The 14,322-nt window shown below is 44.8% G+C and carries 11 protein-coding genes and 1 pseudogene; 9 read left to right on the forward strand and 3 right to left on the reverse strand.

Annotation, left to right across the window (positions count from 1 at the left end; translation table 11 throughout):
* The 9 genes and pseudogenes from N824_RS32110 to N824_RS25930 all read left to right on the forward strand — a co-directional run.
* The coding region (locus N824_RS32110; RefSeq protein ID WP_048908397.1) for a discoidin domain-containing protein at positions 1-887 on the forward strand (887 nt) is incomplete at its 5' end.
* A 15-nt stretch (positions 888-902) separates the two neighbouring features.
* The gene (locus tag N824_RS25895) at positions 903-2,450 is read left to right on the forward strand and encodes a family 43 glycosylhydrolase (protein ID WP_084498462.1); all 1,548 of its coding nucleotides are present in this window, start codon (positions 903-905) and stop codon (positions 2,448-2,450) included.
* 125 nt (positions 2,451-2,575) lie between these two features.
* Positions 2,576-3,841, forward strand: coding sequence for an aminotransferase class I/II-fold pyridoxal phosphate-dependent enzyme (locus N824_RS25900; RefSeq protein WP_048908015.1), 1,266 nt, complete (start codon positions 2,576-2,578; stop codon positions 3,839-3,841).
* 16 nt (positions 3,842-3,857) lie between these two features.
* The gene (locus N824_RS25905; protein WP_048908016.1) at positions 3,858-4,511 is read left to right on the forward strand and encodes a TetR/AcrR family transcriptional regulator; all 654 of its coding nucleotides are present in this window, start codon (positions 3,858-3,860) and stop codon (positions 4,509-4,511) included.
* 341 nt (positions 4,512-4,852) lie between these two features.
* A complete protein-coding gene (locus N824_RS35300; RefSeq protein ID WP_235207308.1) occupies positions 4,853-5,224 on the forward strand; it encodes an N-acetyltransferase in 372 nt (123 codons plus the stop codon).
* Positions 5,225-5,241: 17 nt separating this feature from the next.
* Positions 5,242-6,192: a helix-turn-helix transcriptional regulator gene (locus tag N824_RS25915; RefSeq protein ID WP_048908018.1), complete on the forward strand. Its 951-nt coding sequence runs from the start codon at positions 5,242-5,244 to the stop codon at positions 6,190-6,192.
* Positions 6,193-6,214: 22 nt separating this feature from the next.
* The gene (locus tag N824_RS25920; RefSeq protein WP_152542464.1) at positions 6,215-6,841 is read left to right on the forward strand and encodes a Crp/Fnr family transcriptional regulator; all 627 of its coding nucleotides are present in this window, start codon (positions 6,215-6,217) and stop codon (positions 6,839-6,841) included.
* Positions 6,842-7,173: 332 nt separating this feature from the next.
* Positions 7,174-7,542: pseudogene (locus N824_RS39350) on the forward strand (MauE/DoxX family redox-associated membrane protein).
* A gap of 211 nt (positions 7,543-7,753) precedes the next feature.
* Positions 7,754-8,074: a hypothetical protein gene (locus tag N824_RS25930; RefSeq protein ID WP_048908021.1), complete on the forward strand. Its 321-nt coding sequence runs from the start codon at positions 7,754-7,756 to the stop codon at positions 8,072-8,074.
* A gap of 39 nt (positions 8,075-8,113) precedes the next feature.
* Here N824_RS25930 and N824_RS25935 read toward each other — a convergent pair whose 3' ends face one another.
* Genes N824_RS25935 through N824_RS25945 form a run of 3 tightly spaced genes read right to left on the reverse strand, consistent with a single transcriptional unit; the run spans position 8,114 to position 13,983 of the window.
* Complete coding sequence (locus N824_RS25935; protein ID WP_084498463.1) at positions 8,114-9,463, reverse strand: RagB/SusD family nutrient uptake outer membrane protein; 1,350 nt, start codon at positions 9,461-9,463, stop codon at positions 8,114-8,116.
* Positions 9,464-9,475: 12 nt separating this feature from the next.
* Positions 9,476-12,652 carry a SusC/RagA family TonB-linked outer membrane protein gene (locus tag N824_RS25940; protein ID WP_048908023.1) on the reverse strand — a complete coding sequence of 1,059 codons (3,177 nt, stop codon included), beginning with the start codon at positions 12,650-12,652 and terminating at the stop codon, positions 9,476-9,478.
* On the reverse strand, positions 12,649-13,983 hold the full coding sequence (locus N824_RS25945) for a TlpA disulfide reductase family protein (RefSeq protein WP_084498464.1): 1,335 nt from the start codon (positions 13,981-13,983) through the stop codon (positions 12,649-12,651). The genes N824_RS25940 and N824_RS25945 overlap by 4 nt, the downstream gene beginning before the upstream one ends.
* Between the last annotated feature and the right edge of the window lie 339 nt (positions 13,984-14,322).

The following is a 14,322-nucleotide window of genomic DNA, read 5'->3' on the forward strand; positions in this document are numbered from 1 at the left end:
ATAAATATGGCAACTATTGGCGGGTGGTAACAATGGTCATTTCGGTAAAGCACAAATTTGAACGCAGACTAGGCTTGATTCCGGTTACCTTTGATAAGGACGGCACATTGGTAGCCCATACCCAATTCGCTGATTATCCGATGATCATGCCCAATCGTAAAATAAAACAAGTTACTGAGCTTTTCCCCGGATGGATGATGTTGTCCTATAAAAAATCAGCGGAAGCCTCCTCCAGTCTGGAGCCCAACCCTCCCTCACTAGCCCTAAACGAAGAAATCCGCGATTATTGGAGTGCTAAAACAGGCGGGAAAGGCGAATGGCTAAGTGTGGATTTGGGCGAGGTCAAATCAGTTAAAGCAGTGCAGCTAAATTTTGCAGAAAACAATACCGAGCTTTTCGGTCGGCAAGGAATCCTGGCGCAACAATATTTGCTAGAATACTCTGCTGATAAAATCAATTGGAAACCCCTTTCCGACCAAACTAAAAATGAAGAAGACCTTACCCATCAATATCACAGTTTTAAATTACCTGTCAAAGCCCGCTACCTGAAAGTTACAAATTACCGGGTACCAGGGGGAACATTTGCAATATCAGGGTTCCGCGTCTTCGGCCAGGGAACCGGACATAAACCCAGCAAGGTCGGATCAATTGTTATAAAAAGAGATGCAAATGATCCGCGGAATGTCACTTTAAGCTGGAAAAAGCAACCAAACGCTACTGGCTATAACATTCGTTTCGGCGTTCAAAAAAATAACCTGACCAGGGTTTACCAGGTTTACAGTGACACCGAACTTACGATCAGAAGTTTAAATAAAGATCAAAAATACTGGTTTGCCATTGACGCTTTCGGCGAGAATGGTGTTACACCAGGAGATGTTCAACCCTAATTATAGTTCTAAAAAATGATAAAGAAATTTTCACACTACATCCTCTTAGTTTTACTGCCGGCTCAGCTTTACGGCCAGGTGAAAGCGCAGCACATCAAATCAACTGAAAACCAGTATACCGCAGATTTAGGTAACGGCACTTTTTTGAATCCTGTGCTGAAGGGAAATTATGCTGACCCATCAGTGGTTAGAGATGGGGAAGACTATTATTTGACCCATTCATCCTTTGATAACATTCCCGGATTAATCATTTGGCATTCGAAAGATTTGGTGAACTGGACACCGATTGCCAATGCTCTGCACGAATATGTAGGCGGTGTCTGGGCTCCGGACATCATTAAATATAAAGGCCTGTTTTATATTTATTTTCCGGCAGGGGGAAAGAACTGGGTGGTAACCGCTGCAAATCCGGCAGGGCCCTGGAGCAAGCCCGTGGATCTAAAGATCGGCGGTATAGATCCCGGACATGTAGCCACGCCTGAAGGCAAACGCTACCTTCATCTTAACGACGGCCGTATGGCTCCCCTTTCAGATGATGGATTAACCGTGACGGGTCCGTCCAGGAAAGTTTACGAGGGCTGGCCTTACCCAAAAGAATGGATTACAGAGTGCTTTTGTCTGGAATCTCCAAAGCTTACCTACAAGAACGGTTATTATTACATGACCGCTGCCGAGGGCGGCACGGCTGGCCCCTCAACGAGTCACATGGTCGTGTCTGCAAGGTCCAAAACGCCGTTTGGTCCCTGGGAAAACAGCCCGAATAATCCGATCGTAAGAAATGCCGACAGGAACAACAAATGGGCATCTACAGGACACGGAACTTTGGTTGACTCTCCCGACGGAAAATGGTGGATAATATTTCATGGCTTCGAGGCTGCGAACCGTACTATAGGCAGACAGATCTTATTGCTGCCAATAGAGTGGACAAAAGACGGATGGTTTAGAGTTCCCCCGGGAGCCGACCCAGCAAAACCTTTAAAGAAACCATCCGGAAAAGCAATTTCAAACGGCAATAAACTTTCGGATGACTTTTCCGGCGACAAGCTGGCGAGACAATGGAATGTGCTCAAAAATGAGAATAGTTCAAAATTTAAAGTAAGCAGCAACACCCTTTCAATAACCGGCATTGGCAACTCCATTCAAAATACCCAGCCTCTGACCATCATGCCAGCCAATAATTCTTATCAGGTCACCGTTAAAATTTCCAAAGGAACCGGCGGTGCTAAAGGAGGTCTGGTATTGTACTACAACTCGAAATATTATGTCGGGCTTGAATTGGCCGATAACTCCATTTACCGTCTGTATAATGGAGACAGGGGCAGAATGGTCTCTGATATCCCTCAGGACAGCGTGTACCTGAGACTAGTAAATGACCATCACGATTTGCTTTGTTACTACAGCCTGGATGGAAAAGACTGGAAGCGAATGGATTTTGTCACCGAGATTTCAGGGTATCATCACAACATTCTTGGCGGTTGGGGCTATTTACGCCCGGGGTTATTTGCTACAGGCGAAGGAGAAGTCGAGTTCCGTGAATTTCAATACCTGGGTTTAGATCAATAAAAAAGGTTTATCTAACATTAGAAATATTATCTGCTCTAACAATCCGTGTAATTTTAAGAAACCTACGCTAATTCACCACCAAGTTACAAAGGCTGCCTTAAATTTAGTGGTCTAACCTATTGACCATGAAAATAAACTTCCCGAAGGCATCATTTAAAGATTTTGAAAACCCCGCTGGCCTTGATGCCTACCAGCGTGCGGCCCTTTTTAATGAGTACCTTGATTTCCTGCAGGACAGGGGACACCTGAATTACCGGTTGGTCGGTTTAACCGGCTGCGGACCAATGGTAGACCTGGACATCCCAGGCTTTGGTGGCCCCAGATCATATGTCGGTCTGGTCTCAAATGATTACCTGGGCTTTACCCAGCACCCATTGGTTAAAAAAGCTGCCGCTTACGGAATCCAAAACTATGGAACCGGCGCCGGAGCCTCTCCTGCCATCGGCGGACATTTCAGCTTTCATCAGGAGCTGGAAGACAAAATAGCTGCCTTTTTCAGGCGGAAAGCCGCGCTGCTGTATACCACCGGATATACTGCCAACAGCGCCTCGCTGCTGGCAATGCTCCAGGATGAAGACATCGCAATACTGGACATGGCAGTGCACGCCAGCGTCTATGAAGGAGTTAGGGGAAAAAACTTTAAAACCTTCCTGCACAACAACCTGGAGCATTTGGAAACAGTTTTAAAATCCACACGCGACAAATACCGAACCCGAATTGTAGTCATAGACGGCGTTTATTCACAGGATGGCGACATCGCTCCACTGGACCAGCTGGTTTCACTGGTCCATCATTATGGAGGGTACTTGATGTTGGATGACGCCCACGGAACGGGAGTGATCGGAAAGACCGGGCGAGGGGTAATAGAACTTTACGATTTATTTGACAAAGTGGACATCATCACAGGCACCTTCAGCAAGACTTTTGCTCATGTGGGTGGATATGTAATCGCGAGTGCTGATTTGGTCCGCTTTTTAAAGTTCCAAAGCAGGCAACATTTGTTTTCTGCAACCAGCACACCGGCTGCGATGGCGATAATAAAGGCTATTGAGCTCATTGACGAGCAGCCAGAATGGATGGACCTGCTTTGGGAAAACATCAACTACTTTAAATCCGGTTTACAAAGCCTTGGCCTGGATGTCGGATTAACTGCTTCAGCAATAATTCCTGTCAAAATCCGGGACGCACAAAAAACTGGGGAGGTAAGCAGGTTATTACTCAAGGCAGGAGTATATGCCAATCCGATCATTTACCCTGCAGTATCTAAAAAAGACTCCCGCATTCGAATGAGCCTGATGGCAACACATACCAAAGTGCAGCTCGACCTGGTGCTGAACGCATTTGAGGACATTTCCCGCAAGCTCCACATCGGCCGCGGCCAAGAAGCATAGACCCGCAGGCAGCCCAATGAAAGCAAGAAAACGCCCATATAAACGCCGTGACCCAGAAGGCACCAAGCAAGCCCTACTCGATGCTGTTAGTGAGATACTAACTGAGCAGGGGCATCATAGTCTGGGCGTTAACAGGGTTGCCCTTCTTGCCGGCGTAAACAAAAAAATGATTTACCATTATTTCAGCAGTTATAACAATTTACTGAAGAATTATATCCGGGGAAAGGATTTCTGGAGGCCCGTACTAGAGCGGTTCGGTTCGGGTAATCCTCCAAAAACGCCGGAACTGCCTGCATATATCAGTCATATCTTCCAGGAACAGTTCAGTTGTTTTTACAACAACCCTGAGTTGCAACAAATGATCTTATGGCAGATCTGTGAATCCCATCCGCTGCTGCGTGAAATTTCTGATGAAAGAGAAACCCATGCTGATCCGATCGCCAGGCTAACCGATGTACATTTTAACGGATCGGGCATCAATTTCAGAGCAGTACTGGCCCTGATGCTTGGTGGCATTTATTATGTAGTCTGGCATGCCAACACCAATAAAAGTAAAATTTGCGGAATCGATATCAACAACGAACGTGACAGGCTGGCCCTGCAAAAGGCCATCCGCCAGGTGATTGATGCAGTGTGGAAAGCAGCAGAATCTGACAAGGAAATTCCTTAACCGACTTTGCTAACGGAAGTCACAGATTTGATTTACAAGTATTCGACCCGCAGAGCCGAGACAAATTAGCCCGGATGGACTAAGAAGATATGCAGGACTAACTGCTAAACTAATTTAATTTGCATTTAACTAATCCCTATATGATAAAGGCAAAAACAAGTGATAAACACAGGATATGCGAGCTGCTGAGCAGCGCGTTTTCCGATAATCCCAGCGTGAATTACATTATTGCGGGAGAACAAAAAAGAAGACAAAGAATATATGCCCTCATGGACTACTCATTTGAGCAATGCATACGCTTTGGTGAGGTATGGCTGTCTGATGACCGCACGGCATGTGGCATGCTCCTATTTCCCCAGAAAAAACGTACCAGCTTAACCTCGATTTGGCTGGACCTGAAGTTGATCTTCCAGGCCGTTGGCCTTGCCAGATTCGCAAAGACGCTGCGTCGTGAGCGACTGGTTGACCGGAAACGCCCCGGGGATGCTATGGCCTACCTGTGGTTTATCGGCGTAGATCCACAAAACCAGAACTGCGGAACAGGCAGTGAGCTGCTGCGCCAAATCCTTGACCATACCGCTCAAATGAATCTGTCTGTATTCCTGGAGACCTCTGTCGCCAGAAACCTATCCTGGTATGAGCGGTTTGGTTTCAGACAATATGAGGAGCTTGACCTGGGGTATCACCTGTTTTTCATGACTAACGACCAGTAGGTCTTTTGACATTACTTATGCTGGTACTTAATTCGCAGATGCACCTGCTCACATTGCTTATTCTCACCCTTGAGCTGATGATGTTGCCTTTTGTGCTGTGGTATTATTATACCTGGCCAAAAGACAAAACGCGGCTATGGTATTTCGTACTGTTAGCCCTGTTAATTTTTTACAACCTAACAGGCGGACTCTTTCCGGATCCGGACATTGAATTGATCCCTCTTCAAGTCCAGAATATCATCGCCTACGGCACTGGTTTTTTAATGGCCTCTTATTTTCCATATTATTTCTACAAATCTTTTCACCTGGAGCGTCTGCGCCGGCATGCCCTTTACGGAGTTCCCGCCTGCCTGCTGGTCCCTTACCTGATTTTCTTTTGCACACTATACCCCCTCAGCGGAAACCTGGATCTGGCAATTAACCTGGGCATGATAGTGCCACTGATCTATTCACCGGTGCTGCTGTATGCGATACTGATTTCAATACGCGAGCGTTTCAAAGCCAATGACCTTGCATTGTATCCTTATGGAAAAGCAGAGATGCGGGCGGTCTACCTGGCGGTTTCTCCCTGGGTGCTGATGTGTATATTTTCCTACCTGAGGGTCTCTCAATGGATTGAAGTTCTGGCGACCAATATAGGATTCATCACGATCACCGCGTTATTTATGATCCGTTCAGGGCGCCGCGAGCGGTTGGATAAGCATCGGAAGCTGGAGCTCGAACGCTCAGGGACATTGCTGAATGCGGAATTCATGGAACGATGTGAAAACTACCATTTGAGCAAAAGAGAAATCCAGGTCGCCCGGCTGCATTGCGAAGGACTTACTTACGAACAAATTGGGGAAAACCTGTTTATCGGAAAGCGGACCGTAGACACTTATGTGCAAAGAATCTACTTTAAAACACTAGTCAACAATAAAATTAACCTCCGGAAAGCACTGGGTTATGAAAATCCTGCCACACCCTGAACCATGTAACTTAAAGCCCAACATGCAGCCCATATCTAATGCATCCTTCATTACCCTGGCAGAAATCATGGAACGGTTTTTAAACCTCAGTGTGAAATTCAGACTCGCTTTGAGAGCGGTGCTTTTTGAAACCACCTATAAAAAAGGTGCGCGCATTCTAAACGCCGGCTCAACACAGCAGAGCTTGTGGTTTCTTCTGCACGGACTGGCCCGGGAAATCCGGGTACATCCGGACACCTTTATTGAGAACACGGCATGGTTCTGGTTGGACCATTCATTCCTATACACAACGCCCGGACTTTTCAGCAGGGAACCTTCCGAAAACACAATTGAGCTTTCAGAAGAATGTAAAGTAATACTGATGAGTTATGATGACCTGGCCAAGCTAAAAGAAACACACTGCGAAACAGAACTGATCATTGAAAGAATACGCGGAGCCTATGACAGCATACGGCAGCTGGCGGCCGATGACATTCGGAACTTAACTACCGATGAACGGTACCTAAAACACCAAAAGGTGTTAGATAACCTCTTTGGCCGGACACAATTACGATATATTGCAGGATATATGGGCATGTCGCCGGACACGCTTGGAAAACTGAGAAAAAAATATTCAAAAAGCGGTCATCCGAAAAAAGACCCGGATTAACCAGGTCAGCACTTATATACACGCGAACAGATAGTCAATTCTCTGGATCAAAGATCAAGAACGCAAGAAACGCCTGCGCTCTTAATGCCCGTCAATCAATTGGACGCGGTTAATCCAAAGCCCGGATGTTTTAGAGAAAGCCAGAATAACCTGATTTAGTTGCGGAGAGAGTTGACCTTTTTATTGGAATAGTCATTCATGGATAACCATTTCTGATTTAGATCCTGTTTTCTCCGAATGCAAATCAGAGGAATGTCTGAGGAAGTAATGGATTTTAACGGGTCGTTTTATTTTTTTCTTTTCGAGCTTAGAGTTAATCAAAGATCCCTGTCATGAATAAATTAAGGCACCTTTATCTAATCGAAACCATTGCTGTTTTTCTATTGGCTTTGCTTTGGGTCTATACTTCCGGGTCGAAGCTGTCAGCGTTTCGGGAATTTCGCTGGGAGATGTACAACCAGGTATTTTCTAAAGAAATTTCAAGGTTGCTGATCTACCTGATTCCAATGACTGAGCTGCTTGCGGCTGCCTTGCTTTGCTTCTCCGAGACAAGAAGAGCTGGATTTATCTTGTCGTCGGGATTGATGGTCGCCTTTACCATGTATATTGGCTTGGCCTTAATGGGTCTATACGACAGATTACCATGTTCCTGCGGAGGAGTGTTAAAGGAAATGGGATGGCAMWTMCNAYTTTTTATTTAACGTCTTCTTTACGGCAGTCGCCGTAACAGGCCTTATAACTCATTATAAAAGAAGGAGGGCGGTGACAACGAGTGAGTGCGATTAAGGAAGCTATAGCCCATTCCACTGAAAATTTATAAAATCCCTATTGTCAGGCAAGGGCTGCCGGGAAGTCTGCCAGTAAAGGTAAAACACCGACCTTAAACAGGTGCAAAAATCTTAAACTCTTAAAATGAAAAAGTTCATTAAAAACATCCACTTCGGCGCCGTAGCAGTGCTTTTAGGATTAACAATGGTTTTTACGCAAAGCGCTTTCAAACCTGCAAAAAGTTTAGTTGACAGCACTTACAGGCCTGTCCCAACTTCTACCAGTCCAAACGGCTGGCTGAATATCGATAACCTGAGCTTCGATGATTCAGACGAACCGGCGGACAATACTTATCAATGTTCAGGCTCAATCGGAACTTGTTCTGCTATTTTTGACCATGTACCCACCAGTCCTTCAGATACCCCAACTGGTACCGTTAGAAATGGCTCCTTTGCCTTAAACTAAAAAGAATGAGCTACCTCTGGTTTGAGGTAGCTCATTTGTTTATGGGTTTTGAGCCATTCCCGAACTCAGGATCTCATCATCGGGTATTTTAAGTGTATATCTTGGATCATTCGGCGGCAGTTCATAGACCTTTCCTAGCACTGTTCTGCTGATCGTTACTGCAAATTGCGGCTCCTGGTTCAGCCTTCTTAAATCTCTCCAGCGCAAGTGCTTGCCGAGCAGTTCTTTCCTCCGCTCGACAATAACAATACTTAGCGCTTCATCCGGGGTTTGTGCGGTGAATGGCACATAGGTGGCATCAAATCTTGTCTTCAACAGAGCATTGAGTTTGCCCATCGATTCGGTGACTTTACCTAGTCTTGCATTACTTTCCGCTGAAATCAGGTACATTTCATCAATTAATATCCCTGACTTATAGCCCTTATAAGTAATCAGGCCATTTGGTCTAAGTCTAAAAAACAATGCCTTGCGTAAATCATTTGGAGCATAGCTGTTATACAATGGCTTAACGACTTCTGTAAGTGAATTTGCAGGGAACTGGTAGCTTACAGGATTGGTATAAAATATGATCTCGTCATTTCCATTTGGCAACACTGAGGGAAAGGGCGAATTGCTGTTTTTATCCAGCGTACTGAAATTGATCAGGGGCTTGTTGTGCAGGACAACAGCCTGATCTGCATACAAGGCAGCCTTTTCATAATTCCCCATCGTTTGATAAATTCTTGCCAATAGCCCGGCTGCTGCTGCTTTTGATGGTCTGGTTTTATAGGATACCACGACCGGCAACAATGGCTCAGCGGCCGTCAGATCGGTAATGATCTGCTGATAGGTTTCCTCTACACTGGCACGCTTAGGCCGGTCATTTACATTGGCAGCCAGATGCAAGGGCATTCCCAGATCAGTGCTACTGGTTGCGCTATTGTACGGAGGCGAAAAAGTATCAATAAGATTGCTATAGGCCAGAGCCCTGAAAAATAAGGCAGTACCTTTCAACTCATCCCATTGCGATTGCTGTGCGGGATTCGGATCAATTTTTTCAAGCCCTTCAAGGACAATATTGGCATACAGGATCGCCGTGAAAAGGGTACTCCAGTCCAAAATTGGGTCACCCCCATAAATTTCCCGCTTCCAGGTATAGGCATTACGTTCCATGTCTAAAACCAGTGCCTGATAGCCGTCGTCAGAAGTAAAGAAATCGTCTGAACATATAATAGGCAGTGCAGGTATTCGGTTCATGATGCCGGAGTTGTCTAATAATACCCTGAAGTCTTCAAGGGTAGTTGGAATAACCAGTTTAACATTTGGCTTTTCATCCAGGAAACCTTTTTTACAACCCTGGAATAGAAGCATCGTAGTCAGGATTAAACAGATAAAGTATTGATTTTTCATGATTCGATTAAATTAAAGTCCGGCCCTGATCCCAAAGGCAAAACTGCTTTGTCTCCTTGTGGTTTGGGAATCGGGGTCTAAATGATATTTATTAGCTGTCCATAACAGGCCAAGGTTATTGCCGTATAAAAATAATTCTGCCGATTTGAGTCCCTTAAACAGATTCTTCGGCATTTGGCAGGAAAAACGGATATCCCTCAAACGAATATGATCACCTTTTTCCACCAGTACCTCTGAATACTGATAGAAAGCATCCCGGATGTCCGAAGGCACAGTTGGAATTGAGGGAACATGGGTATTTCTTTCATCCCCAGCTTTTTGCCACCGCAGGTTATAATCAGCATGTCCGCCAAGACCGTAGGTGTTGCCATAGGAAATAGAGCTCACCCTGAAATAATAGCCAAGACTGTAGCTGAGATTTATCGATAATGTGAACTGTCTCCAATTAAAATCATTGCGGAAGGAACCATAACAGGTAGGTCTGGCGCTTCCGTTGAATATGATGTTTTCCGGAGTCGCCGCGATGGACATGGCATAGTAGTCTTTACTGGTCTCGCCGTTCAAGTAGCCCATTGGATCACCGTTTTGCTGATCAAGCCTGGCCCAGGCATAGCTGTAAATCCCATATAGCGGTTTGCCTATCAATGGTGTATTGATCTGCTGAAAGTAAGCTATGGTTGCCTGCTGTTTGTAGTCGGTTACTTTATCTTTTACAAAAGAAAAGTTAATCGACGGTAACCACTGTACTGCGCCTATGCGCTGTTGACCCTGTATCAGAATATCTGCACCGAAGCCTTTTGTACTGGCATTATTTCCTTTAAATACTGAAACGCCAGATGACGGTGGATAGGCGGTTTCCCCGATTAAATCAATTCCTCTTTTTTGAAAAAAATCGATGAACATATTCCATTTCCTGTTTTTACTGCTGGCATCAATCCCGATGTTCCACATCTTTACCTGTTCCCACCTCAAATCAGGGTTGGGCGGGTTGATGATCTCCCCATACGGCAGTTTAGTCGTCTCAGTACTGCCGTTGTTATACATAGCTGTAGTGTAAGCCGAAAGGCTTTTATCAACATTCCCCTGATAGCCATAACTGGAACGTATTTTAAGGTAAGGCAGAAAATCAGCAGCATACCATGGTTCGCTGCTCAATTCCCATCCGAGGCCTGCTGACCAAAGCGGCACACCCTTTTGATTGGTAGCAACACCGAACAGATTACTTTGGTCAAAACGAAAACTGGCAGATGCGGAATACCTTCGCTTAAAACTGTAGCTGGCATTACTGTAATAGGAAACAAACCGATCCGTCGTTCCGTTAAGATCATCGGCGTAGGGGATCAGGCTGCGGCTGGCAGGATTGATATAATTGGGATACGTATTGAGATAGTCCACAGCCTGACTGCTGGCATGGTCGGCATCATAGCCATATAACCTGAATTCCCTTCCTTTATATTGGGCATCACTGATCTCCGCACCTGCCAGTACCGATAGAGAATTGTCAGCACTGAAATCTTTACTGAAGTTTAGGTTACCCCGAAACGATTGACTATTTAAACTTCCATTGTTCTGATCCAAAATTCCGCCGTAAGGAAGTGGCCTGTTAATGGTGCCGTCGGGATTGACAGCACTAAATCTGTTGACTGCATCCCTGACCATATAGCTGTTTTTATCATACTCAGTTTTTGAAACAGTCTCCTCATGCGTATTCTGGTAAAGCACTTCTGCATTAAGTGCCGGAATGATACGGTACTTAATTCCAAGATTCAGGTTATAATTTTGACCTGTTGAAGTCCGGTCTGTGCTTTCCCTGTCATCTAAAGGGTTATATGTCCAATCCAGTAACCGGGATTGGGCAGGATCTTGCAGAAAGCCAGGCCGGTAATCTTTTATAATGGTTATTGGATTCCCCCGATCGTCGACCAATCGGGCATAAGGATATAACACATTACCGTTTTTATTGAAAGCGGGGATAGGTAAACCATTCAAAGATGCTCTGCTTGAACTGAACATTAGGCCTGTACTAAATTCCAATTTGTTTTTCAGTAAAGCATAGGTATGTCTGCCATTCAATGTAATGCGGTCGTCGCGGTTTCCGATCTGTGAGGCACGGTTCCGGTCGAAACCTGCCGAAATATAATACTTCTGGTTTTGTGTGCCCCCGTTCAGGCTTAAGGCATATTGCTGGTTTACCGCCTTTTGGTACAAGTACCTGTCATAATCGTTCCTCACATCGTATCCGGCGAGCTTAGCAATTTCGCTGTTGGCCTGATCCTGCGAGATCAGGTGATCACGTGCGGCAATCAACTGCTCGATAACCGGACTAAGGGGTACTTTTTGAAGCGAGAGTTCATCACTTCTGTAAAACCCTTCCCCAAATAAGCGTCTTTCGGTCGCGATGTAATCAGCTATGCTCATTTTCGGAAAGTAAAACAGATCGGGCTTTTCAGTTACATTCACATTAGCATTCAAATTTATGCTTAAGGGACTGTTGAAATTGCCTTTGTTAGTCGTGATCACGATTACTCCGTTGCCCGCTTTAGCACCCCAAATTGCGGAGGCTGATGCATCTTTAAGAACAGTGATGCTGTTCACGTCATTGGGGTTGATCTCATCAATATTTCCTGCAAAAGGAAAGTTGTCTACCACAATCAGGGGCTGGGCATTGGCTTTAATGGTATTCTGTCCCCTGATGCTAATGCTGTTGTTTCGAGCAGATCCCTGGGCAACTTTATTAAAGATCAGTCCCGGTACTACATCTTCCAGGCGAGACAAAATATTTGTACTTACACTCCGGTCGATAAGTGATTTGTCTGCCTGAAAAACAGAGCCGGTTAGCTTTGTCTTATCAATCTGCTGGTATCCTGTGTTGATGGCCACCTCTTCCAGGTTATTTTCCTCTGTTACAAGTTCAATAGTCGTTCGCTGATCCTTTGGCAGGTCAATGGTCAGCGTCTTAGTCCGATAAGAAATATAGGTTACTTTGATCTGGTAAATGCCATTGGGCAAAATCAGCGAAAACCGGCCGTCTCTATCTGTCCGAACCTGTTGTTTGGTCTGTTCAACGGTTAGGGTCGCGCCTGTCAAAGCGGACCCGGTACTTTTAGCAATAACTTTTCCGATAAAATTAGTTTGTGCCGTCAGGTCCAGGCTCGTGAAGAACAGGAATAAAGTAATAAACTGTCTCATTCTGCTAATCCTTTCTCTTCAGCAAGATTGCTTGTAACAGCAGCTACCACTAACACATCAGTCTCCACTGTTTTTTCTATAAACCGCAGATCATAAGGTTCCAAGGCCCTATTCAGGTCGGATAGATCATTCAGTTTACAACTCAGTGCCAGATCGATACTTCCTTTATAGCCTGTGTCATCGACAACCGGCAAAGGATGATTTTGCAGATAAAGCATATCAAGGTTGAGGATCAATGAGATAAAATAGGTATTCTGAAGTTTAGCGCCCATCGGATTGTAGCTGGCTGCGGGTTTACCGCCTTTGCTTTTGAATTTTTCCTGATCGGAGGTGCGTTCAAGAGCTAAACATTTAATAGGTCTTTTTACCAGCTCTGCCTTGTATTGCGGAAACTGATTTTGCAGATCCCTGCGCATATATTCGTACATGTCACCTTTTAAGGCCGGAGGGACGATAAGTTCATAACAATAAGCATGTTGCTTTAGCCATTCGTTGCTCACTGAATCAGAAGCCTTACCTGAAGGCTGAATGAGTTCAGGTTCCGAGCATTCAATACGTTTGGGACTTAAGTAACCTCTGTCCTTAAAAGCCAGTGCATACAGATTAACTAAAGATTGGTTATAAGCGGTTAGCCTGTACCCTGCATTTATAGGCCGGTTACTATAACCTGATCCGATGCCTTCCTGAAAGCGCGTGAGGATGGAATGGAACATCAGCTGTTCACCCGTACCGCCGTTATTTCCAATAAGAAAGGGTTTGTCAATGTCGTACCTCACTTTCAGGTCGTGCTTACTGCTCAACTGCGCAGTGCCTGACAGCACTTTTTCTATTTGTGCCTTGTTGACTTCCTGATATCCGGTAACAGCACTTACTTTCCCTTCCCCATTGATCCAGACATAATGGGGCAGATAGATATGCGGAAATAATTTACTAAGTTTCCTGTCTCCGGTAACATGCGGGATTAGGGATGGTTTTCCTTTTTGCAGTTTCTCTAAAAAAGGAAGCACTTCCTTTTCCGTTTGATAGCTTACAGAAAGGAATTGTATCCTGTCGCCAAACTGTTTCTGAAGACTGTCCATTTTCGGGATCATGGCCACGCATGGACTACACCAGGTGGCCCAAAAATCAAGAATGACCAGCTTGCCTTTCAGGTCGGATAATTTTATACTTGTTTTGCGGTAATTATGGATATTACTGATCTCTGTATCTGATACATCTTGCCCGATTTGTATCCCTTTTGTCGTAACGTCAATAGCCTTGTTTTCTTGTGCGTATACCGTTAAATTCTGGCAAAGCATGGCCATGACGATGATGGATGTTATTTTTTTCATCGTTGTTTTTTATGGATTTTAGTTAGTTGATTGCTTGGAAAGGGATGAAAAACAAAGCGGAACGGGACACCTCGGTTCCCTAAAACTTCAGTGTCCGCTCGCTTTGTTTTCTCTAGTCTGGCGGACAGATAATCAGCAAATAACGGTAGGTTATTTTAATTGTAACAGCTTTCATATTATTAATAGTTAGTTCAACCTAATATGAAGAGTGCAAAATATAAGAGTGGGTTTTGCATACCGCGACCCCCATTCAGTTCTCAAGCCTTATGTTGACGCGGATTTACAGCAGAACCCACTCTCATTTTGAATGTACTAATATAGCACATCGTAATAAGATAT

The organism is Pedobacter sp. V48, assembly GCF_000523515.1.
Classification (GTDB): Bacteria; Bacteroidota; Bacteroidia; order Sphingobacteriales; family Sphingobacteriaceae; genus Pedobacter.

Bases quoted from the DNA above. Each gene is read 5' to 3' on its own strand.
- N824_RS25895 (WP_084498462.1), top strand. From the start codon at position 903: ATGATAAAGAAATTTTCACACTACATCCTCTTAGTTTTACTGCCGGCT.
- N824_RS25900 (WP_048908015.1), top strand. From the start codon at position 2,576: ATGAAAATAAACTTCCCGAAGGCATCATTTAAAGATTTTGAAAACCCC.
- N824_RS25905 (WP_048908016.1), top strand. From the start codon at position 3,858: ATGAAAGCAAGAAAACGCCCATATAAACGCCGTGACCCAGAAGGCACC.
- N824_RS35300 (WP_235207308.1), top strand. From the start codon at position 4,853: ATGCTCCTATTTCCCCAGAAAAAACGTACCAGCTTAACCTCGATTTGG.
- N824_RS25915 (WP_048908018.1), top strand. From the start codon at position 5,242: ATGCTGGTACTTAATTCGCAGATGCACCTGCTCACATTGCTTATTCTC.
- N824_RS25920 (WP_152542464.1), top strand. From the start codon at position 6,215: ATGCAGCCCATATCTAATGCATCCTTCATTACCCTGGCAGAAATCATG.
- N824_RS25930 (WP_048908021.1), top strand. From the start codon at position 7,754: ATGAAAAAGTTCATTAAAAACATCCACTTCGGCGCCGTAGCAGTGCTT.
- N824_RS25935 (WP_084498463.1), bottom strand. From the start codon at position 9,463: ATGAAAAATCAATACTTTATCTGTTTAATCCTGACTACGATGCTTCTA.
- N824_RS25940 (WP_048908023.1), bottom strand. From the start codon at position 12,652: ATGAGACAGTTTATTACTTTATTCCTGTTCTTCACGAGCCTGGACCTG.
- N824_RS25945 (WP_084498464.1), bottom strand. From the start codon at position 13,983: ATGAAAAAAATAACATCCATCATCGTCATGGCCATGCTTTGCCAGAAT.